General features: G+C 69.1%; 21 protein-coding genes. 11 read left to right on the forward strand and 10 right to left on the reverse strand.

The window, feature by feature from the left end:
* From KF889_21560 to KF889_21595, 8 genes are all read right to left on the reverse strand, one after another.
* Complete coding sequence (locus KF889_21560) at window positions 1-765, reverse strand: amino acid ABC transporter ATP-binding protein (protein ID MBX3502037.1); 765 nt, start codon at window positions 763-765, stop codon at window positions 1-3.
* Window positions 762-1,427 carry an amino acid ABC transporter permease gene (locus KF889_21565; GenBank protein ID MBX3502038.1) on the reverse strand — a complete coding sequence of 222 codons (666 nt, stop codon included), beginning with the start codon at window positions 1,425-1,427 and terminating at the stop codon, window positions 762-764. Before KF889_21565 ends, KF889_21560 begins: the two co-directional genes overlap by 4 nt.
* 7 nt (window positions 1,428-1,434) lie before the next feature.
* The gene (locus tag KF889_21570; GenBank protein MBX3502039.1) at window positions 1,435-2,112 is read right to left on the reverse strand and encodes an amino acid ABC transporter permease; all 678 of its coding nucleotides are present in this window, start codon (window positions 2,110-2,112) and stop codon (window positions 1,435-1,437) included.
* Window positions 2,113-2,266: 154 nt separating this feature from the next.
* Window positions 2,267-3,100 (reverse strand): transporter substrate-binding domain-containing protein, encoded by an 834-nt coding sequence (locus KF889_21575; protein ID MBX3502040.1) that lies wholly within the window; start codon window positions 3,098-3,100, stop codon window positions 2,267-2,269.
* Window positions 3,097-3,804 (reverse strand): GntR family transcriptional regulator, encoded by a 708-nt coding sequence (locus KF889_21580; GenBank protein MBX3502041.1) that lies wholly within the window; start codon window positions 3,802-3,804, stop codon window positions 3,097-3,099. The genes KF889_21575 and KF889_21580 overlap by 4 nt, the downstream gene beginning before the upstream one ends.
* A 51-nt stretch (window positions 3,805-3,855) precedes the next feature.
* On the reverse strand, window positions 3,856-4,506 hold the full coding sequence (locus KF889_21585; protein ID MBX3502042.1) for a CoA pyrophosphatase: 651 nt from the start codon (window positions 4,504-4,506) through the stop codon (window positions 3,856-3,858).
* Between the two features lie 290 nt (window positions 4,507-4,796).
* Window positions 4,797-6,374, reverse strand: coding sequence for a phosphoglycerate dehydrogenase (serA, locus tag KF889_21590; protein MBX3502043.1), 1,578 nt, complete (start codon window positions 6,372-6,374; stop codon window positions 4,797-4,799).
* A 53-nt stretch (window positions 6,375-6,427) separates the two neighbouring features.
* Window positions 6,428-7,594: a phosphoserine transaminase gene (locus KF889_21595; GenBank protein ID MBX3502044.1), complete on the reverse strand. Its 1,167-nt coding sequence runs from the start codon at window positions 7,592-7,594 to the stop codon at window positions 6,428-6,430.
* A 197-nt stretch (window positions 7,595-7,791) separates the two neighbouring features.
* Between KF889_21595 and KF889_21600 the strand changes: the two genes are divergently transcribed.
* The 8 genes from KF889_21600 (at window position 7,792) to KF889_21635 (ending at window position 14,079) form a co-directional block, all read left to right on the forward strand.
* Window positions 7,792-8,715: a YHYH protein gene (locus KF889_21600; GenBank protein MBX3502045.1), complete on the forward strand. Its 924-nt coding sequence runs from the start codon at window positions 7,792-7,794 to the stop codon at window positions 8,713-8,715.
* Between the two features lie 57 nt (window positions 8,716-8,772).
* On the forward strand, window positions 8,773-9,156 hold the full coding sequence (locus KF889_21605) for a hypothetical protein (GenBank protein MBX3502046.1): 384 nt from the start codon (window positions 8,773-8,775) through the stop codon (window positions 9,154-9,156).
* Window positions 9,157-9,175: 19 nt separating this feature from the next.
* On the forward strand, window positions 9,176-10,480 hold the full coding sequence (locus KF889_21610) for an FAD-binding oxidoreductase (GenBank protein ID MBX3502047.1): 1,305 nt from the start codon (window positions 9,176-9,178) through the stop codon (window positions 10,478-10,480).
* A 42-nt stretch (window positions 10,481-10,522) separates the two neighbouring features.
* Window positions 10,523-10,732 (forward strand): twin transmembrane helix small protein, encoded by a 210-nt coding sequence (locus KF889_21615; GenBank protein MBX3502048.1) that lies wholly within the window; start codon window positions 10,523-10,525, stop codon window positions 10,730-10,732.
* 12 nt (window positions 10,733-10,744) lie between these two features.
* A complete protein-coding gene (locus KF889_21620) occupies window positions 10,745-11,314 on the forward strand; it encodes a cob(I)yrinic acid a,c-diamide adenosyltransferase (GenBank protein ID MBX3502049.1) in 570 nt (189 codons plus the stop codon).
* Window positions 11,315-11,463: 149 nt separating this feature from the next.
* Entirely contained in the window at window positions 11,464-12,210 is a 747-nt protein-coding gene (locus tag KF889_21625) for an electron transfer flavoprotein subunit beta/FixA family protein (GenBank protein MBX3502050.1), read from the forward strand.
* Window positions 12,210-13,145 (forward strand): FAD-binding protein, encoded by a 936-nt coding sequence (locus tag KF889_21630; GenBank protein MBX3502051.1) that lies wholly within the window; start codon window positions 12,210-12,212, stop codon window positions 13,143-13,145. The genes KF889_21625 and KF889_21630 overlap by 1 nt, the downstream gene beginning before the upstream one ends.
* Before the next feature lie 61 nt (window positions 13,146-13,206).
* Window positions 13,207-14,079, forward strand: coding sequence for a 3-hydroxybutyryl-CoA dehydrogenase (locus KF889_21635; GenBank protein ID MBX3502052.1), 873 nt, complete (start codon window positions 13,207-13,209; stop codon window positions 14,077-14,079).
* A 266-nt stretch (window positions 14,080-14,345) separates the two neighbouring features.
* Here the strand turns inward: KF889_21635 and KF889_21640 are convergent, their stop codons facing one another.
* Window positions 14,346-15,518 (reverse strand): hypothetical protein, encoded by a 1,173-nt coding sequence (locus KF889_21640; GenBank protein ID MBX3502053.1) that lies wholly within the window; start codon window positions 15,516-15,518, stop codon window positions 14,346-14,348.
* Between the two features lie 9 nt (window positions 15,519-15,527).
* Window positions 15,528-16,106 carry a TlpA family protein disulfide reductase gene (locus KF889_21645; GenBank protein ID MBX3502054.1) on the reverse strand — a complete coding sequence of 193 codons (579 nt, stop codon included), beginning with the start codon at window positions 16,104-16,106 and terminating at the stop codon, window positions 15,528-15,530.
* Window positions 16,107-16,194: 88 nt separating this feature from the next.
* Between KF889_21645 and argH the strand changes: the two genes are divergently transcribed.
* The 3 genes from argH (at window position 16,195) to KF889_21660 (ending at window position 21,710) form a co-directional block, all read left to right on the forward strand.
* Window positions 16,195-17,565, forward strand: a complete 1,371-nt coding sequence (gene argH / locus KF889_21650; protein ID MBX3502055.1) for an argininosuccinate lyase — start codon at window positions 16,195-16,197, stop codon at window positions 17,563-17,565.
* A gap of 310 nt (window positions 17,566-17,875) precedes the next feature.
* The gene (gene lysA, locus KF889_21655; GenBank protein ID MBX3502056.1) at window positions 17,876-19,138 is read left to right on the forward strand and encodes a diaminopimelate decarboxylase; all 1,263 of its coding nucleotides are present in this window, start codon (window positions 17,876-17,878) and stop codon (window positions 19,136-19,138) included.
* A 22-nt stretch (window positions 19,139-19,160) separates the two neighbouring features.
* Window positions 19,161-21,710, forward strand: a complete 2,550-nt coding sequence (locus tag KF889_21660) for a TIGR02302 family protein (GenBank protein ID MBX3502057.1) — start codon at window positions 19,161-19,163, stop codon at window positions 21,708-21,710.
* Window positions 21,711-21,963 lie beyond the last annotated feature (253 nt).

The following is a 21,963-nucleotide window of genomic DNA, read 5'->3' on the forward strand; positions in this document are numbered from 1 at the left end:
CTAGAAGCTGAACTGGCGGTGGCTGGCGAGGAAGGCGCGAGTCCGCTCGGCCTTCGGATTCTTCAGGATCTCGTCCGGCGTGCCCTGCTCGTGGATCGTGCCGTCGGCGAGGAAGATCACGCGGGTGGCGACGTGATAGGCGAAGCCCAGCTCGTGCGTCACCAGCAGCATGGTGCGGCCCTCCTCGGCGAGCGAGCGGATCGCCGTCAGCACCTCGCCGACGAGTTCCGGATCGAGCGCGGAGGTCGGCTCGTCGAACAGCAGCACCTCGGGATCCATTGCGAGCGCGCGGGCGATCGCCACGCGCTGCTTCTGCCCGCCGGAAAGATGCGCGGGATAGGTCTCGGCCTTCTCGGCCAGACCGACCCGCGCCAGCTCGCGCTCCGCGCGTTCGCGCGCCTCGGCCTTCGATTGGCGGCGCACCGTGCGCAGCCCTTCCATCACGTTGCCGATCGCCGTCATGTGCGGGAAGAGGTTGAACTGCTGGAAGACCATGCCGACCTTCTGGCGCACGGCGGTGAGCTCGCTCTCGCGATAGACGATGCCCTTGCCGCGAGCGCTGCCGATCGGCCGCCCGTCGAGCTCGACGCGGCCCGAGCTCGGCAGCTCCATGAAGTTCAGGCAGCGCAGCAGGGTGCTCTTGCCCGAGCCGGAGACGCCCAGGATGGCGATACGCTCGCCGCGCGCCACGTCGAGATCGATGCCGCGCAGCACCTCGGTCGCACCGAAGCGCTTGGCGAGCGCGCGGACCCTGAGGATGGTCATTCGCTCCTCTTGAGCCGGCGCTCGAGGACATAGGTCAGCTGCACCAGTGGCCAGAGGATGACGAAGAAGACCACGGCGATCGTCGTGTAGGCCTCGATCGGGTTGAAGTTGAGCGAGGCGATCAGCTTGCCCTGCTGCAGCAGCTCGACATAGGCCACCGCCGAGGCGAGCGTCGTCATCTTGAAGGCCTCGATGGCGCGATTGGTCAGCGCCGGCGTCATGCGCTTCAGCGCCTGCGGCAGGATGATGCGACGCATCGCCTGGCCCCAGCGCATGCCGATGGCGCGCGCCGCGTCCCATTGGCCGCGTTCGATCGACTGGATGCCGCCGCGGTAGATGTCGGCCGAGAAGGCGGCGGTGTTGAGCGAGATGCCGAGCGCCGCCGCCCAGAGCGGGCTGATCTCGAACGGCATCAGGATCGGCAGCGCGAAGTAGAACCAGAGGATCTGCACCAGCACCGGCGTGTTGCGGAAGAACTCGACGAAGATGGCCGCCGGTAGGTTGATCCACCTGCTGTGCGCGTAGCGGCCCAGCCCGACCACCAGGCCGAGGCCGAGACCCAGCACCAGGCAGATCGCGAACAGGCGCAGCGTGCCGACGGCGCCGGCGATCAGGGCGTCGCTGTTGGCGAAGACGGAGGCGAAGTCCCAGGCCTGGCCCATGGCGCGCTCAATGCACCGTCGAGTCGCCGCCGACGGCAAGCCGGCGCTCGATGCGCCGCGCCAGCAGGCTGAAGCCGAAGATGACGACGAAGTAGAGCAGCGCCGCCACGGTGAAGGTCTCCAGCGGGCGGTAGGTCGTTTGCGCGATCGCGTTGGCCTGGAACAGCAGGTCGGCGTAGGCGATCGTCGCGACCAGCGTCGTGGTCTTCATCAGCTCGATCGAGCGTTCGAGGAAGGCCGGGATCATGCGCGTGATGGCCTGCGGCAGCACGATGCGACGCAGCGCCTGGGCGCGCACCATGCCGATGGCCAGCGCCCCCTCCCACTGGCCGCGATCGATCGACTGGATGCCGGCGCGGAACACCTCGGCGAAGAACGCCGCCGACTGGATCGAGAAGGTGACGATCGCCGCCGCGAACGGCGTCATCTCGATGCCGGCGATCAGCGGCAGGGCGAAGAAGAACCAGAAAAGCTGGACCAGGGGCGGCGTGGTGCGAAAGACCTCGATGACCAGACCGGCCGGCCACGACAGAAAGCGCCGCGGCGAGAGCCGCAGCAGGGCGAGCGCGAGCCCGATCATGAGACCGAAGACAAGCGCGATCGCCGTGACCTTGAGCGTGTTGGCGAGGCCTTCCGCCAGCAGGCCGGCGCTGGCGAAGACGGGCGCGAAGTTCCACTCGTACATCTCGGCCTAGCGCTTGATGCGGGTGAGTCGAATCGCTGCCGTCATCCCGAGCGCAGCGAGGGATCTTTCCAGTTCACAAGATCCCTCGCTGCGCTCGGGATGACAGGGAGCACAATCTGTCCGCATCATGCTCTACCGCGTGGCGGGCCGGCGGCTACTTGATCATTTCCTTCATGATCGGCGGCACCTTCTTGGGATCGAGGCCGAAATCCGCGATCGACTGCTCGTACCATTTCTGGACCTGGCCGCTGCGGTAGTGCTCGCCGACGACCTTGTCGACCCAGGCGACGAATTCCTTGTCGCCCTTGCGCACCGCCACGCTCGACGGGACGGATTTCGACGGCGTCGGCACCACGAGCTTGCCCTTGCCGAGACGCTGGCGCGCGGCCAGCAGCGGCGGATGGAACATGGCCACCGCATCGACGCGTCCGGACTGGAAGGCGGCGATCGCCTCGACGTTGCCCGGGAAGCGCTGGATATCGGCCTTCGGCGTATTGGCGGTGAGGAACGTGTCGATGGTCGTGGCCTGCGCGCAGGACAGCTTCAGGCCCGGCTTGTCGAGGTCCGTCCAGGCGCTGACCGCAAGATCATCGCGCGCCAGCACGGCGAGCGAGTACCAGAGCAGCGGCGCCTCGGGAAAGTCGACGGCTTCCTTGCGCTGGGCCGTGGCGTCGAGCACGAACATCAGGTCGATCTTGTTGCCCTGCAGGGCCGCGATCGCGTTGCCCCACGAGACCTCGACCGCCTCGAACTTCGCGCCGAGCGATTGCGCCATGGCCTTGCCCATGAACACGCCCAGCCCGGACGTCCACTCGCCGGTCTTCGGATCCTTCGAGTACCAGGGCGGCGCCTGCGTCACGCCGACCCGCAGCGTGCCGCGCTTCTTCACATCGTCGAGCGTGCCGGCGGCATGTGCCACGAGCGGCAGGGTGAGCGCGCCGGTGCCGGCGATCACCGCGGCGAGCAGGGAACGGCGATGGATGGTCATGTGAAGTCTCCCTTTTTCTTCCCCAGGACGGATGGCTGCGCGCGCAGGAAATTCTCGGTCGTCTGCGCGCCGCGCCGCATGTGCTCGACGATCTCCAGCCGCATGACGGCGAGATCGTCGCCGAACGCGGCGGCGATGTAGCTATCGTGGGCGTCGCGCTTTGGGCCGCGCATGCGGTGCGCGCGATGATGTGCCGCCCAGTAGAGCTGCAGGCGACCGCGCAGGCCATGCCAGGCGTTCCGCAGCAGCCGATGCCCGCTCGCCTCGTAGACCAGGCCATGCAGATCCAGCTCGGCCGAGATGCTGGCGCGGTCGTCGCCGGCGTCGATGGTGGCCAGCAGCGCATCGTTGCGCCGCCGCAGCTCGGCGCGAAAGCGCGCGTCCCGCCGCTCCCACACCTGCTCGAAGGCGAAGGTCTCGAGCGCGGTGCGCAGAGAATAGATCTCCTGGACGTCCTCGACGGACAGCGGCGCCACGTGCGTGCCGGTATAGGGCACCGTCACGACCAGCCCTTCCTCGATCAGCTGCCGCAGCGCCTCGCGCAGCGGTCCGCGGCTCACGTCGAAGCGCTGGGACAGTGCCGTCTCAACCAGCGGCGCACCGGGCGGGATGTCGCCGGCAAGTATGGCCATCCGCAGCCGCTCGGCCACGTGGGCACGCAGCGTGCTCTTGGGGATGGGCCTGAGGAGTTCGTCTGTGGTCATCGTCGATTGTCGACAATCTTCCACGGGACGGGAGATCCGGCAAGCGGCGTTTTAGCGCCAGGCAAAGACCGGCTGGTCGAAGTGATTGACACGGGTGGCGCGGTCCTCGAGCGCCACTTCGCGGAACTGGTAGAGCATCGCCGCCGTGGGCGCGTTGATCTCGGTGTTCATCAGCGGGATCGGCAGGCGGATCACCGGTCGGTCGCTTTCGGGGATGTTGAAGATCTCCGGTGAGTCCGGGCGGCGCAGCTCGCTGAGCGGGATGCGGAACAGCCAGTCGACCTCGGCCGGGTTGGGCGTGACCACCGTGCCGCGCGGTGTCCACACGACGATGGGGGCGATCAGGTAGCCCGACCGCGTCGGGTAAGGATCTAGATGGCCCAGCACGGCGTCGCTGCCCAGGCTGACGCCAAGCTCTTCATCGAGCTCGCGCAGGGCCGTCTGCTCGATCGTCTCGCCGGGATCGACGCGGCCGCCCGGCAGCGCGAGCTGGCCGCCGTGCGCGCGCAGCTTGGGCGCGCGGCGGGTGAGCAGGAAAGCGGCGTCGTCGGGATTGCCCCAGCTGTCGGCCGGATCCTCGCGCGCGGCGACACAGATGGCGACGGCGGCGCGCTTGAGCTTGTCCGTGCCCTCCGGGACACGTCGCTCGAAGGTGGAAAGACGGGACCGGATCGTTTCGCGCAACGCGTCGTCAAACAGCATGCCGCCAGTGTAGAGCGGAGAGCGCGTCAACGAAACCGTCAGTCATCCTCGCCGCATTCGCTGGGCGATCGCATTTCCCTTCTCCCCTCGAAGGCGGGGAGAAGGTGGCGCGAAGCGCCGGATGAGGGGCTTCACGATGCAGCGGTCGAACTCGGTGCCTTTCGCGCCGCTGCGAAGCCCCTCATCCGCCTCGCTGGCGCTCGGCACCTTCTCCCCGCCTGCGCGGGGAGAAGGGGAGAACGCCACATACGATGGACCTGAATGCTCGCCGCGCTCGGGATGACACGTGTTCAGAACGACAGCGGCTTGGCCTGGGTCACGCCTTCGAGAGCGGCAATCTTGGTCAGCAGGTCGGGCGAGATCGCCGAATCGACGGCGACCAGGGCGATCGCCTCGCCGCCCGGCTTGTCGCGACCGAGATGGAAGGTGGCGATGTTGACCCTGGAGTCGCCCAGCAGCGCGCCCAGGCGACCGATGAAGCCGGGCTTGTCCTCGTTGGTGATGTAGAGCATGTGCGGGCCGAACTCGGCCTCGATGTCGATGCCCTTGATGTTCACCAGGCGCGGCTTCGAGCCGCCGAACAGCGTGCCCGACACCGAGCGCGTGCGCCGCTCGGTGGTCACCGTCACCGTGATCTTGGTCTGGTAGTCGCTGTCGCGCTCGTGCTTGACCTCGGCGACGTCGACGCCGCGCTCGCGTGCCATGATCGGCGCGTTTACCATGTTGACGGTCTCGAGCTGCGGGCGCAGCAGGCCGGTCAGCACCGCCTGGGTCAGCGGCTTGACGTTGAGCGCCGCGACCGCGCCCTCGTACTCGACGCTGAGCGCCTTGATGCCGGTCTCGGTGAGCTGGCCGGCGAAGGAGCCGAGGTTCTCCGCCAGCTTGAGGTAGGGCGCCAGGCGCGGCGCGTCCTCGGCCGAGACATTGGGCATGTTGAGCGAGTTCACGACCGCGCCGGTGTTCAGGTAGTCGCTCATCTGCTCGGCGACCTGCAGGGCGACGTTCTCCTGCGCCTCGAGCGTGCTGGCGCCCAGATGCGGCGTGCACACGAGATTGGGGGCGCCGAACAGCACGTTGTCCTTGGCCGGCTCGTCGACGAACACGTCGAAGCCGGCGCCGGCGATATGGCCGGAGATCAGCAGGTCGCGCACGGCGAGTTCGTCGACCAGGCCGCCGCGCGCGCAGTTGATGATGCGCACGCCCTTCTTGGTCTTCATCAGCCGCTCGCGGCTGAGGATGTTCCTGGTCTGCTCGGTGAGCGGCGTGTGGACGGAGATGAAGTCGGCGCGCGCGATCAGCTCGTCGAGCGTCACCTTCTCGACGCCGAGCTCGACGGCGCGGTCCTCCGACAGGAAGGGATCGAAGGCGATCACCCGCATCTTCAGCCCGATGGCGCGCTCCGCCACGATCGAGCCGATATTGCCGCAGCCGATCAGCCCCAGGGTCTTGAAGCTGAGCTCGACGCCCAGGAAACGGTTCTTCTCCCACTTGCCGGCCTGGGTGCTGGTGTTGGCTTCCGGCACCTGGCGGGCGACGGCGAACATCAGCGCGATGGCGTGCTCGGCGGTGGTGATGGCGTTGCCGAAGGGCGTGTTCATGACGACGACGCCGTTGGCCGTGGCCGACTTGATGTCGACATTGTCGACGCCGATGCCGGCGCGTCCGACGACCTTCAGCTTCTTGGCCACAGCCAGAACCTCGGCGGTGACCTTGGTGGCGCTGCGGATGGCGAGGCCGTCGTAGCCGCCGACGATGTCGCGCAATTCGGCCGGCTTCAGCCCGATCTTCACGTCGACGTCGATGCCGCGCTCGCGGAAGATCTCGGCGGCGCGCGGCGAGAGGTCATCGGAGATGAGAACCTTGGGCATGGTTCAACGCTCCCGTACGAGGAGGAAAGGAAGGGAAAAGCGAACGCGGTGACTCAGGCGGCCTTGGCGCCGAATTCCTTCTCGATCTCGGCATAGGCCCAGTCGAGCCACGGCACGAGGGCTTCGAGGTCGGCGGTCTCGACCGTGGCGCCGCACCAGATGCGCAGACCCGGCGGCGCGTCGCGGTAGTGGCCGAGATCGTAGCCGGCGTTCTCGGCCTCGAGCATGTCGGCCAGCTTCTTGGCCGCCGCCGCCTGCTTCGTCTCGTCGAGCGCGGTGAACCACGGCGCCACGATGTTGATGCAGACAGAGGTGTTCGAGCGCGTCGCCGGCACCCGGGCGAGGAAGTCGGCCCATGGGCGCTGGGCGACGAACTTCTCGAGCACCGCGAGGTTGGCGTTGGAGCGCGCCATCAGGCCCTGCAGCCCGCCGACCTTCTCGCCCCAGGCCAGCCCGTCGATCGCATCCTCGACCGCCAGCATCGAGGGCGTGTTGATGGTCTCGCCCTTGAAGATGCCCTCGCTGAGCTTGCCGCCGGAGGTCATGCGGAACAGCTTGGGCAGCGGCCAGGGCGGCGTGTAGCTGGTCAGCCGCTCGACGGCGCGCGGCGAGAGCACCAGCATGCCGTGCGCGCCTTCGCCGCCCATCACCTTCTGCCAGCTCCAGGTCACGACATCGAGCTTGGCCCACGGCAGGTCCTGCGCGAACACCGCCGAGGTGGCGTCGCAGATCGCGAGACCCGTGCGGTCGTCGGCGATCCAGTCGCCGTCGGGCACGCGCACGCCGGAGGTCGTGCCGTTCCAGGTGAAGACGACGTCGTGCGTCCAGTCGACCTGCCTGAGATCGGGCAGCGCGCCGTAGGGCGCCTTCAGGATGCGCGCGTCCTTGAGCTTGAGTTGCTTGACGATGTCGGTGGCCCAGCCTTCGCCGAAGCTCTCCCAGACCAGCACGTCGACCGGGCGCGCGCCCAGCATCGACCACAGGGTCATCTCGACGGCGCCGGTGTCGGAGGCCGGCACGATGCCGATGCGGTGGTCGGCGGGAATGCCCAGCACCTTGCGCGTGCGGTCGATGACCTCGGCGAGCTTCTTCTTGCCGAGCTTGGAGCGATGGGAGCGGCCGGTGGCGGCGTCGAGGAGGGCTTGTGGCGTCCATCCGGGGCGCTTGGCGCAGGGACCGGAGGAAAAATCGGGACGCTGGGGACGCGCGTTCGGCTTCATAGACAACTCTCCCTTCCAGAAGAGAAGCGCTCCGGTGGGGGAGCGTGGCCCGGGGTCTGGATAGGGGTTCTGTACCGCCGCCGTCAACGGCGTTGGCGTCGCAGCTTGTGTCGCTTGTCGTCATGCCTCGATGCAATTCCCGGCGGATGGGTGCCGTGCCTGGGCTATGGTGCGAGCCGCATCGGGGGAGGCGGATCATGGGTGCGCGCGCTGTGGCGATCGTCGCGGGCTTGATGGCGTTCTCGTTTCCGGCGCTGGCGCAATTGCCGACTCTCAAGGGGCAGGGTGCCATCGCGCAGGGCGCGGCCGACAAGCGTCGCGTCGACCGGCCGGCGCGCGACACGCTGTGGGCCTGCGGCTTCACGGTCATGGGGCTGTCGCTGAAGCGGCCGTGGCTGGCGGCGGACGGCACGATCTATTTCGCCCGCAAGCCGATCGTCGCCGGCTCGGTGGCGTGGTCCGAGGCGCGCTTCTCGGCGCGCCGGCAGGGAGATCGGCTGCGCATCACCGGCAGCGCGCTGCCCAGCCATCCCACCGGCAGCTTCCCGATCCCGCGCGACAGCGCGGCCGGCCGCTACGATCCCAATCCCAATTCGATCAGAGGGCGCGATATCGACTGGGTGTTGCCGGCGAATCCGACGCTGGCGCCGCAGGTCTCGTGCCTGCCGATGGGCCCGATCGGCATCACCGTCACCGGCGCGGTGCTTTTCCATGCGCTTGACGCCGAGGGCCGCGACGCCGTGGCCAACGAGATTTTCGACGGCTGCGAGGGCCATCCGCCGCCCGGCGGCCTGTATCACTACCATCACCACGGCCCATGCCTGCCGCAGGCCGCGCCCGGCCAGGATTCGCCGCTGGTCGGCTGGGCGCTCGACGGCTTTGCGATCTACGGGCCCTATGGCGAGGGCGGTCGCAAGTACTCCAACAGGGATCTCGACGAGTGCCACGGCACAATCGGTCGGGTGCGCAGGATGGATGGCAGCTGGACGACGACCTACCACTACCGGGCCAACGACGAGTTCCCCTACACGCTGGGCTGCTTCAGGGGCGCGGTCGATCCGGCGCTGCTGCGGCGCGACCCTCCGCCGGGCGCGCCTGGCAAGGGGCCGCCGCCCCGTTGATTCGGCGCACGGCGTCACCATCTTGACGGAGCCGCGTTTGCGCGGCCTGGAGGGGCAATGTCTCCCGATCGGGTCTGGCAGGTGTTCCAGGGCATCGGCCTGGCGTGGACCACGGCCGAAGTGGGCCGCGCCGGCACCATCAGCTTCAGGCAGAGGTCCATCCGGCCGCTGGCGGTCGAGGGCGTGGCGCAGGCCGGCAGCTTTGCTGCCGGCGCCGCGGGCTTCAAGACCGGCGGCAAGCTGGGCATGCTGGTCGGGCTGAAGACCGGGCCGGGCGTGCTGGCGACCGCCGCGGTCGGCGCCTGCATCGGCGGTCTCGCCGGCTATGTCGGCGCCAAGCGCTTCGCCGACGCGACCTTGCCCGAGGATCTCAGCGGCGCCACGGCGCGCGCCGCGATCCGCGCCCGCCTCGATCGATTGCGCCGTCGCACATCGCGCTGAGGCGCGCTACGGTCGGCCGATGTCCGACCGTCCGATTCACCGTCCCGGCATGGAAGGCGGCCTGTGGGCCGCGACCGCCGCCGCCGCGCCCGATCTTCCCACCCTCGATGGCGAGCTGATCGCCGACGCCGTCGTCGTCGGCGGCGGCTTCACCGGCCTGTCGACGGCACTGCATGCCGCCGAGCGCGGCCTGTCGGTGGTGTTGCTCGAGGCCGACCAGATCGGCAGCGGCGCCTCGGGTCGCAATGGCGGGCAGGTGATCCCGGGCCTGAAGATGGATCCCAGCGCGCTGCGCCGCGACTACGGCCAGGACATGGGCGGCCGCATCGTGAAGCTCTCGGGCGGCGCCGCCGACCTGGTGTTCGACCTGATCAGGCGTCACGCGATGGATTGTCCCGCGACCCAGGGCGGCTGGATCCAGGGCGCGCACTCGCGGGTCGCGCTCAAATCGGTGCTGTCGCGCGCCGACGAATGGCAGCGCGAGGGCGCGCCGGCCGACATTCTCGACCGCAAGGCGATCGCCGAGGAAACCGGGCACGACTTCTACGAGGGTGGCTGGATCGATCGTCGCGCCGGCCAGGTCAATCCGCTGGCCTATGCGCGCGGCCTTGCCGGTGCGGCGGTAAAGGCCGGCGCGCGGCTGTTCGTGCGCTCGCGCGCCACGAGCATCGGCAAGGAGGGCGACGGCTGGCGCCTGAGGACCGCGACCGGCTCGGTGCGCGCCGGCCAGGTCGCGCTGTGCACCGACGCCTACAGCGACGGGCTGTGGCCCGGCCTGCGCACGGCGCAGGTGCCGGTGAAGAGCGTGCAGATCGCCACCACGCCCCTGGGCCACAACGTGCGCAAGCGCATCCTGCCCAACGGCGCGGTGGTGTCGGAGACGCGCAAGCTCGCCTTCTATTATCGCCTCGACGCCGATGGCCGCCTGCTGATGGGCGGCCGCGGGCCGATGGGCGAGCATGTCGGCGACGCCACGCTCGATACCCTGGTGCGCGCCATGCGCCGCTTCTGGCCGTTCCTCGATGCGCCGCAGTTCGAGCACGCGTGGTCGGGCACGGTCGGCCTGACGCTCGACCACATGCCGCATGTCTGCCGTCTGGCACCCGGCGTGATAGCCGGCCTGGGTTACAACGGCCGCGGCGTGGCGATGACCACGGCGATGGGCACGGTGCTGGCCAAGGCGCTGTCGGGCACGCCGGACGCGGATCTCGAGCTGCCGCTGAGCGACCTGCCCCGGGTGCCGCTGTTCGGCATCCGCCAGCCCTTCATCGCGCTGGCCATCCAGTACCACCGCCTGCGCGATGCCGTGGGCCTGCCGGGATAGGCACTGGCGCCGGCCGGCCGGATCGCCCATGTAGGGGCCATGATGAAGGTTCTGTCCTACCTGTTCCTGATCCTCGCCGGCCTGTCGATGCTGGGCGCGCTGGGCTCGATCTTCATCGGCATGGCCGGGATGAGCGCCGGCGGGCTGGAGCGGGCGCAGCGCAGCAACCGCTTCATGTGGTGGCGCGTGCGCCTGCAGCTGGCGGCGATCGTGTTCATCATTCTCTGGTACTTCACCAGCCGCGCCGGCTGACGGATCGCGACCATGGTCACACTCACCCGCATCTACACGCGCGGCGGCGACAAGGGAAAGACCTCGCTCGGCACCGGCAAGCGCGTGGCCAAGCACGATCAGCGCGTCTGCGCCTTCGGCGCGGTCGACGAGGCCAACGCCGCGATCGGCCTGGTGCGCCTGCATTCGCCGTCGCCCGAGGTCGACGCCATGCTGAGCCGCATCCAGAACGATCTGTTCGATCTCGGCGCCGACCTGTGCACGCCGGACGACGGCACCAAGGTGGAATGGCAGCCGCTGCGCATCGTCGTCGGCCAGGTCGAGCGGCTGGAAAGGGAGATCGACGCGCTCAACGCCGAGCTCAAGCCGCTCAACTCCTTCGTGCTGCCCGGCGGCAGCGCGGCGGCCGCCCATCTGCATCTGGCGCGCACCGTGGCGCGGCGCGCCGAGCGCGAGATGACGGCCCTGGCCGAGCGCGAGGCGGTCAATCCCGAGGCCATCCGCTACATCAACCGCCTGTCGGATCTGCTCTTCGTGCTGTCGCGTCACGTCAACGATCGCGGCGCGAAGGACGTGTTATGGGTGCCCGGCGCGAATCGCTGATCGGCCGCACCCGGCGCTCAAGCGGTTGATTCGGCACCGCTTTCACTGATCGGAATGGCTTGTGTGCAGTGCCGCATCGGCTTGACAGGCTGACGCAAGGCGACCTACACCCACGCCTTCGCAAGAAAAATCCCGAGGGCCAACGACAAATGAAGGTGCTGGTCGCGGTCAAGCGCGTGATCGACTACAACGTCAAGATCCGCGTCAAGGCCGACAAGACGGGCGTCGAGACGGCGAACGTCAAGATGTCGATGAATCCCTTCGACGAGATCGCCGTGGAAGAGGCGATCCGCATGAAGGAGAAGGGCAAGGCGACCGAGGTGATCGCCTTCAGCGCCGGCCCGGCCCAGTGCCAGGAGACCATCCGCACCGCCTTGGCCATGGGCGCCGACCGCGGCGTGCACGTGCTGAGCGACGCCGAGCTGCAGCCGCTGGCCGTCGCCAAGCTGATGAAGGCCGTGGTCGACAAGGAACAGCCCGGCCTGGTGATCGTCGGCAAGCAGGCGATCGACGACGACAGCAACCAGACCGGCCAGATGCTGGCCGCGCTGCTCGGCTGGCCGCAGGGCACCTTCGCCAACAAGCTGGAGATCGGCGACGGCATCGCGGTCAAGCGCGAGGTCGATGGCGGCCTGGAGAACATCACGCTCAAGCTGCCGGCGGTGATCACCACCGACCTGCGACTGAACGAGCCGCGCTACGCCTCGCTGCCCAACATCATGAAGGCGAAGAAGAAGCCGATCGAGCAGCTGACCGCCGAGGCGCTGGGCGTCGACGTCGCGCCGCGCCTGAAGACCTTGAAGGTCGAGGAGCCGCCGACGCGCAAGGCCGGCATCAAGGTCAAGACCGTGGCCGAGCTCATCGAGAAGCTCAAGAACGAGGCGGGAGTGATCTGATGAGCGTCCTCGTTGTCGCCGCGCATGACGGCAAGACCATCCGCGCCAATGTCGCCAACGCCGTCGCCGCCGCGACGCAGATCGGCGGCGACGTCCACGTCCTGGTCGCGGGCAGCAATGCCGGCGAGGCCGCCAAGGCGGCTGCCGCGATCTCGGGCGTTGCCAAGGTGCTGCAGGCCGAAGACGCGGCCTACGCCAACTGGGTGGCCGAGGACATCGCGCCGCTGATCGTCAAGCTGGCGCCGAGCTACGGCCACGTCATCATGGCCGCCGACACGGTGGGCAAGAACGTCATGCCGCGCGTCGCCGCCCTGCTCGATGTCGCCCAGGTCTCGGAGGCGATCCAGATCGTCTCGCCCGACACCTTCGTGCGCCCGATCTACGCCGGCAACGCCATGGCCACGGTGCAGTCGACCGACAAGGTCAAGGTGATCACCGTGCGTCCCACCAACTTCAAGGCGGCCGCCGGCGGCGGCTCGGCGGCGATCGAGCAGATCGGCGGCGCCGGCAGCGCCGGCCTGTCTTCCTATGTCGGCGCCGAGATCTCCAAGTCGGAGCGGCCGGAGCTGACCAGCGCCAAGATCGTCGTCTCCGGCGGCCGCGGCCTGGCCTCGGGCGAGAACTTCAAGATGCTCGAGACCCTGGCCGACAGGCTCGGCGCCGGTCTCGGCGCCAGCCGCGCCGCAGTCGACGCGGGCTACGTGCCCAACGACTACCAGGTCGGCCAGACCGGCAAGGTGGTGGCGCCCGACCTGTACATCGCCATCGGCATTTCCGGCGCCATCCAGCATCTCGCCGGCATGAAGGACAGCAAGACGATCGTCGCCATCAACAAGGACGAGGAGGCGCCGATCTTCCAGGTCGCCGACTACGGGATCGTCGGCGATCTGTTCCAGATCGTGCCCGAGCTGACGGCGGCCATCGAGAAGAAGTGAGTCCGGCGGGCGGGCGATCCTGTAGGATCGCCCGGCGCCTGTGTTTCGGGGGTACGGTAGGATGATCCAGCGGATCGGCGTCATCGGCGCTGGCCAGATGGGTGGCGGCATCGCGCATGTCTGCGCGCTCAAGGGCCTGCAGGTGAAGCTGCTCGACCTCGACCAGCCGGCGCTCGACAAGGCGCTCGACTCGTTGAGCGGCAACATGGACCGCCAGATCGGCCGCGGCCTGATCAAGCCGGACGAGAAGGATGCCGCCCTGCGCCGCATCCAGACCGGCACGGACTACGGCATGCTGGCCGATTGCGACCTGGTGATCGAGGCGGCGACCGAGAACGAGGCGGTCAAGCGCGAGATCTTCAAGAAGGTCTGCCCGGTGGTGCCGCCGACCACGCTCTTGGCAACCAACACCTCGTCGATCTCGGTGACGCGCCTGGCGTCGACCACCGACCGGCCCGGCAAGTTCATGGGCATGCATTTCATGAACCCGGTGCCGATGATGCGCCTGGTCGAGCTGATCCGCGGCATCGCCACCGAGGAGGAGACGTTCCGCGCCATCCGCGACCTGACGATCCGCCTCGACAAGACGCCGGCCAACGCCGAGGACTTCCCGGCCTTCATCGTCAACCGCATCCTGCTGCCGATGATCAACGAGGCGGTCTACGCGCTCTACGAGGGCGTCGGCACCGTCGAGTCGATCGACACGGCGATGAAGCTGGGCGCCAACCACCCGATGGGCCCGCTCGAGCTCGCCGACTTCATCGGCCTGGATACCTGCCTCTCGGTGATGCAGGTGCTTTACGAGGGCCTCGCCGACTCGAAGTACCGCCCGTGCCCGCTGCTGGTGAAGTACGTCGAGGCCGGCTGGATCGGCCGCAAGGTCAAGCGCGGCTTCTACGACTACTCCGGCGAACGCCCCGTCCCGACGCGTTGACATCCGCTGTCGTCCTGAGCGCAGCGAAGGACCTCGCGGTCGATATGCCGATCACCTGCGGCGCCGGATGATCTCCGGCGCCGCCTGCGTTTGATCGAACCACCGCAAGGTCCTTCGCTTCGCTCAGGACGACGGAGCCAACCGATCAAATCCTGCGCCACGCCGGCTCCCGACGCGTTGATCTTTAGGAGCGCCGGCGTCCCGCCGGCTCATGATGGCGGCGCAATGCGCCGCCTGCCGGCGGGACGCCGGCGCTCCCAAAGACGCTAACCAATCAACTCCTGTGCCGCGCTCACGATGCGCACGAGGCTGCCCGATTCGCCGCGCTGGTTGATCGCCTGCGCGACCTGCAGCGCGCGGGCCGGCGCCTCGCCCTGGGTCAGCTCGCGCATGGCGCGCGCCGCCTGCGCCGCCGAGGTCAGCCGGCGCCGCGCATGCACCGAGACACCCAGCCGGTCGACGGTGTTGGCACTGACCTGCTGATCGGCGACCTCAGGCCACAGCATCTGCGGGCGTCCGGCGCCCATCGCCGCCGCCAGGGTCGCGGCGGCGCCGTGATGAACGACGACATGCGCGCCGCGCGTCACGTCGGCGAGCGGCGGTGGCCGGTCGAAGACATGCACCTTTCGCTCGCCGAGATACTGGCGGATCTCCGGTGTGACGCGCTTGACGTAGGCCGCGCCGGGCAGGCCGCATTCGACCAGCGACTGCAGGATCATGCGCAATTGGGGATGGGTCGCCGAGAGATAGGCATAGAAAGAGGGCCGCCCGGCCGGCGCCACGGGCGGCGGGATCGACTCCAGCGGTCCGGCGTCGGGCTGGCTGCGGAAGCCGGCATAGGGATCGGTCTCGGCGAACGAGGTCACGAAGTGACGCGTGCCGCCGATCACCGCCGGCACCGTGTCGGCGACGATGCCGCCCAGCCGCTGCTGCGCCGAGCGCACCGCCTCCAGGATCCTCTCGGGCGGCGCGAAGCGCTGCGTCGCGGGGTCGAAGATCGGGAACTCACCCTGATCGGGCGGGGGCAGGATGTAGCCGTGGCCCATGGCGATGGTGGGAATGCGGCCATGGGCGGCCAGCGTCGCCACCGGCGCGTACTCGGCGACGACCAGTGCCGGCTGCAGCGCCAGGAACAGCATGTGCCAGGCATGCGCCAGCCGGAACAGGTGCTCGGCGTTGGCGAAGTTGTTGACCGCCAGCAGGTCGGCGTAGCTGCCGGGCACGAAGCTCGGCTGCGTGGGATGCAGCAGGCCCACTGCCATCGGCGCCTGCATCACGATCCATGGCTTGCCGGCGAAGAGCTCCGCCGTGCCGATCAGGTCGCGCACCACGAAGACCGGCTCGTGGCCCTCGGCGGCCAGCGCCGTGGCGACCTGCGAGAGGCGATCGACGTAGCCGATGCCGCCACCCAGCTCCCAGGCGAAGAGGATGCGCGCCATCGGCTCGGGTCAGTTCTCGTCGATCAGGTGGCGGATCAGGGCGACGGCCTCGGGGGTGTCCCATTCCGCGTCGCCCGCCAGGCGGCCGACCTCGCGGCCCTGCTTGTCCACGAGGATCGAGGTCGGCAGCACCAGGATGTCGAGCTTGCCGTAGGCCGCGCGCTTGTCGTCGAGAAAGACGTCGAGCGCGGTGAGCTCCTTGTCGCGGATGAACGGCGCCACCTTGGCGCGCGTCGGCCCGTCGAGCGACAGCGCCAGCACCGCGAACTTCTCCTTGCCGATGGTCGTGGCGAGCCGGTTGAGGCTGGGCATCTCCTTGACGCAGGGGATGCACCAGGTCGCCCAGAAGTTGATCAGCACGACCTTGCCCCTGAAGGCGTCGAAGCTCGCGTCGCCGCCGTCGAGGTTCTTGAACGGAAAGGCCGGGATCGCCGCGCGCGGCTCCTTGAGCTCGACCTTGGCGACCGAGCCGGCCAAGGGCGGCTTGGCGATCTCGGCATGGGCGATGCCGGCCATCGCGACAAGCGCGACAAGTGCCAGCGGGAGCCGGCGCAGGACGGGGAGGCAAACCGAAAAGAACTGTGCCATAAGCGCCATCCTACGTTGATTCGATGGGAAAATCATGGCTGTGCGGAAGCAGGGCAGGGGCAAGAGCACGGGCAAGGCGGCCAACCGCATGTGGGGCGGCCGCTACAAGATGGGCCCGGCGGAGATCATGGAGAAGATCAACGCCTCCATCGGCTTCGACAAGCGCCTCTACGCCCAGGACATTGAAGGCTCGATGGCCCACTGCGACATGCTGGTGGCGCAGAAGATCATCACGGCGGCGGACGGTCGCGCCATCCGGCGCGGCCTGCGGCAGGTCAGGACCGAGATCGAAGGCGGCAAGTTCAAGTTCTCGACCAAGCTCGAGGACATCCACTTCAACGTCGAGGCCAGGCTGACCGAGATCATCGGCCCGGCCGGCGGACGCCTGCACACCGCGCGCTCGCGCAACGACCAGATCGCGCTCGACGTGCGCCTGTGGGTGCGCGACACGATCGACCGGCTCGAGCCGATGCTGGCCGATCTCCAGGTGGCCCTGATCGATCGTGCCGAGGAATACGCCGCGACCATCATGCCTGGATTCACGCATCTGCAAACCGCACAACCGATCACGTTCGGTCACCATCTGTTGGCCTATGTCGAGATGTTCGGCCGCGATCGCGGCCGTCTCGCCGATTGCCGCGCGCGGCTCAACGTCTCGCCGCTGGGCGCCGCGGCGCTTGCCGGCTCGCCGCACCCGATCGATCCGCGCAAGACGGCCAGGGCGCTGGGCTTCGACGCGCCGATGGCCAACTCGCTCGACGCCGTGTCGGATCGCGACTACGTCGTGGAGTTCATCGCCGCGGCCTCGCTCGCCGCCGTGCACCTCTCGCGATTGTCGGAAGAGATCGTGATCTGGTGCAGCGCGCCGTTCCGCTTCATCAGCCTGTCGGACGCCTTCACGACCGGCAGCTCGATCATGCCGCAGAAGCGCAACCCCGACGCCGCCGAGCTGGCGCGCGGCAAGGTCGGCCGCATCGTCGGCGCCTTCGTGGCGCTGTGCACCATGATGAAGGGCCTGCCGCTGACCTACGGCAAGGACATGCAGGAGGACAAGGAGCCGCTGTTCGACGCCGCCGATTCGCTGGAGCTGTGCGTCGCGGCAATGGCCGGCATGGTGCGCGACCTGAAGGCCAATCCGCAGCGCATGCGCGCGGTGGCGGCGGCCGACTATTCGGTGGCGACCGATCTCGCCGACTGGCTGGTGCGCAAGGTCGGCCTGCCGTTCCGGCAGGCGCATCATGTCACCGGCGCGCTGGTCGGTATGGCGGCGGAGCGGGACCTGCCGCTCGACGGGCTGACCCTGCAGCAGATGCGCTCGGTCGAGCCGAAGATCACGCGCGACGTCTTCAAGGTGCTGACCGTCGAGGCGTCGGTGGCGGCGCGCAGGAGCCTGGGCGGCACCGCGCCGGCCAATGTCGCGCGTGCCGTGCAGGACGCACGCCGGCGCTTCCTGCGATGATGCGGCGCGCCGCCATGCTGGGGCTCGTGGGCCTGCTCGCCGGCTGCGGCCGCAAGAGCGACCCGCTGCCGCCCAGCGGCCCCGCCACGCCACGCCGCACCTATCCGCCGCCGGAACGCACCGGCAGCCTCTTTCCTTCTCCCCGCGAAGGCGGGGAGAAGGTGCCCGAAGGGCGGATGAGGGGCTTCGCGGCGTCTGAACAGCGGCGCCTGGCATCGTTGCGCGAGGAAGCCCCTCATCCGCCTCGCTGGCGCTCGGCACCTTCTCCCCGCCTGCGCGGGGAGAAGGAAAATCAAACGGGGACGATCCTATGACGGGCTTCGCCTATCGCGACGGCGAGATGCATGCGGAGGGCGTGGCGCTGTCGCGCATCGCGCGCGAGGTCGGCACGCCGGTCTATGTCTATTCGAGCGCGATCCTGCGCGCCAACTACCGCGCCTTCGCCGACGCCATGAAGGGCCTCGACGCCGAGGTGCACTACGCGGTGAAGGCCAACAGCAACCAGGCGGTGATCCGCACCTTCGCGAAGCTCGGTGCCGGTGCCGATATCGTCTCGGAGGGCGAGATGCGCCGCGCGCTCGCCGCCGGCGTGGCGGCCAGGGACATCGTCTTCTCCGGCGTCGGCAAGAAGCCGTCGGAGCTGCGCGCCGCGCTCGAGGCGGGCATCCGGCAGATCAACGTCGAGAGTCGCCACGAGCTCGACATGCTCGACGGCATCGCCGGCTCGATGGGCAAGCGCACCGACATCGCCATCCGCATCAATCCCGATGTCGATCCCGGCACCCACGAAAAGATCACGACCGGCAAGAAGGGCAACAAGTTCGGCATCGACATCGATCTCGCGCGCGAGGCCTACGCCTACGCCGCGGACAAGCCGAACCTCAATGTGCTGGGCGTCGCCATCCATATCGGCTCGCAGATCACCGACATGGAGCCCTACCGGCAGGCGATCCGCCGTGTCAGGGAGTTCGTCGGCCAGCTGCGCGCCGACGGCCTCGACATCAAGCGCTTCGACGTCGGCGGCGGCCTGGGCATCGCCTATCGCGACGAGGTGCCGGTGCCGATCGACGCCTTTGTCGGCATGGTCCGGCAGGAGACCGGCAACATGGGTTGCGCGCTCTCCTTCGAGCCCGGCCGGCGGCTGGTCGGCGACGCCGGCGTGCTGCTGGGCGAGGTGATCCTGGTCAAGCCGGGCGTCGTGCGCACCTTCGTGATCGTCGACGCAGCCATGAACGACCTGATCCGCCCCACCCTGTACGAAGCCTGGCACGACATCGTGCCGGCGCGTCAGCCGGCGGCGAATGCTGACCAAATTGTGACGGATATCGTCGGTCCCATCTGCGAATCAGGCGATTTCTTGGCGCAGAAGCGCACAATGACGCCACTGGCCGCCGGGGACCTGGTGGTGGTAAAATCCGCGGGCGCCTACGGGGCGGCGATGTCGTCGACCTACAACTCGCGACCCCTCGTTCCGGAGACACTGGTAGACGGTGATCGTTATGCTGTCGTCCGGCCGCGCCAAACGTATGAGCAACTGCTAGGGGCTGACCGCGTTCCCACGTGGTTGGAGTAGTGCGTAACCGGACGAGGAGTAGATGCCCGTTCTCCCGCCGCCGTCGATCGCTCCAGCCAGCCTCGACCGCCGCATCGCCATCGCCCGCGCCGCCCTGGCGTGGGAGGCCCTGTGGCCGCGCCTCATCGCCCCGCTGTGCTTCGTCGCGCTGTTCCTGGCCGCCGCGCATCTCGACGTCTTCCGTGGCCTCGAGGCCTGGACCCACACCGCCCTGCTGGCGGCCTGCGCCGCCGGCCTGATCGCGCTCACCTGGTTCGCCTTCCGCGGCCTCCGCTGGCCCGACCGCGCGGCGGCCGAGCGCCGTCTGGAGATCGACAGCGGCGTGCCGCACCGGCCGATCCAGGCGATCGAGGACTCCATCGCCATCGGCGAGGCCGACCCCTTCGCCAAGGCGATGTGGGAGGCCCATCGCCGCCGCGAGGCGGCGCGCCTGGCAGCCTTGCGCAACACGCCACCGCGCTCCGACGTGCCGCGCCGCGATCCGCGCGCCCTGCGTCTCGTGCCGCTGCTCGGCCTGATCGTCGCCATGGTCGCCGCCGGCGGCTGGCGCAGCGACCGGATGGAGTCGGCCTTCAGCCCGGCCTTCCCGCCGCCGCCGCCGCTGATCGTCGAGCTGTGGATCTCGCCGCCCGCCTATACGCGCAAGGCGCCGATCTATCTCGACACGCAGGACGCGCAGCGCGTGCTGCGCGTGCCCGCCGGCAGCAAGGTGGCGGGCTTCATCGACAACGTCGCCGAAGGCCGCGAGGCCGTGCTGCGCATCGGCAGCAAGGAGACGCCCTTCGAATCGGTCGGGCCGGGACGCCACCAGGTCGACGCTGATGTCGAAGGCGGCGACACGCTGACCGTGCTGGTCAGCGGCCGCGAGCGCGCGACGTGGAAGATTCGCCTGGTGCCCGACACGCCGCCGACGGTCGAGTTCACCCGCGATCCGCAGACCACCGAGCGCCGTGAGTTCCGCATCGACTACGTCGCCGGCGACGACTACGGCGTGACCTCGCTGAAGGCGCGCATGCGCCTGCACGGCAGCGAGCGCATCGGACTGCTCGCCGACGAGGAACCGGACTGGGTGACGCTCGACCTGCCGATGGTGGCGAGCAATCCGGCGCGCGTCGACGATTCGATCCGCCAGGACCTGACGCCGCATCCCTGGGCCGGCCTGAAGGTCGTGATCCAGCTCGAGGCCAAGGACGGCGCCGAGCAGGCGGGCGTCTCCAAGCCGGCGATCGTGCACCTGCCGGAGCGGCGCTTCACGCATCCGGTGGCGCGCGCCATCATCGACCTGCGCAAGAACCTCTCGCGCGACAACTCCGCGCGCAGCCGCACGCTCGCCTCGCGCGGCCTGCTGCTCCTCGGCAACGCGCCCAAGGCGTTCAAGGAGGACACCGTCGTCATCCTCGGCCTGCGCGTGGCCGCCAACCGCCTGCGCAACGACAAGACCGGCGGCGACGTCGCCGAGGCCCAGCGCCTGATGTGGGACCTCGCGGTGCGCATCGAGGAGAACACCTCGACCGACGCCGAGCGCGAGTTCCGCGCCGCCCAGCGCGAGCTGAGGGACGCGCTGGAGCGCCAGGCGCCCGATCCGGAGATCGAGCGGCTGATCCGCCAGCTGCAGGAAGCCATGGACCGGATGATGCGCGAGTTCGAGGAGCGCATGAAGGATCCGGCCGAGCGCGAGAAGGCCGAGCGCGAAGCCCAGGAGATGGACCAGGACCAGATGGTCGACTCCCAGGACATGCAGGACCTCATGGACCGGGCGCGCGAGATGGCGCGCAACGGCCAGCGCGAAGAGGCCAAGCGCATGCTCGAGGAGATGCTGCGGCAGATGGAGAACATGCGGCCGATGCTGTCGGACAAGGGTCAGCAGCGTCGCCAGCAGGGCCAGCAGCAGCAGGGCCAGGGCCAGCAGGGCCGCAACGACCTCAACCAGCTCGACCGCATGGCGCGCGAGCAGAACCGCCAGCTGGGCGAGACCGAGCGCCAGAACCGTGGCCAGCAGCAGGGCCAGCAGGGACAGCGCGGCCAGCAGCGCCAGCCCGGCCAGCGTGATCCGGGGCAGGGCCAGCCCGGCCAGCAGGGCCAGCCTAGCCCGGGCGAGATGGGCCGCCAGCAGGGCGACCTCAGGCGCCAGCTCGGCGACTTCATGCAGCGCTTCGCCGATCGTGGCGGTGACATGCCGCAGTCGCTGGGCCAGAGCGAGCGCTCGATGCGCGACGCCGAGGAGGCGCTGCGCCGCGGCGATCTCGGCGACGCGGCGCGCGCCCAGCGCCGTGCGCTCGAGCAGCTGCAGCAGGGCATGGGCGATCTCGCCGAGCAGATGCAGGCCGGCCCGGGCAACCAGCAGGATCGCGGCCGCATCGAGGACCGCAACGAGGCGCGCGATCGCGATCCGCTGGGCCGTTCGGAGGGCAATTACGGTGGTGCGGTCGACACCGACCACGACAAGATCCCCGACCGCCTCGACCGCCAGCGCGCCCGCGACATCCTCGAGGAGCTGCGCCGTCGCGCCGGCGAGACGCAGCGGCCGAAGGAAGAGCTCGACTACATCGACCGCCTGCTGCGCCAGTTCTAGACGGGAGGTTGGCAGGTCACGCGGTCATCTCGCCCTGGGGCAGGTCTATCGCACATGAAGTTCTTCCCTTCTCCCCGCGAAGGCGGGGAGAAGGTGCCGAGCGCCAGCGAGGCGGATGAGGGGCTTCCTCGAGCAACGGCAAAGCCTGTTGCCGTCGAGACGTCGTGAAGCCCCTCATCCGCCCTTCGGGCACCTTCTCCCCGCCTTCGCAGGGAGAAGGAGGACCCCTTGGAGCCTTGTGCGATTGCCCGTC

The sequence above is a fragment of the Alphaproteobacteria bacterium genome (assembly GCA_019635875.1).
GTDB lineage: Bacteria > Pseudomonadota > Alphaproteobacteria > Reyranellales > Reyranellaceae > JAFAZJ01.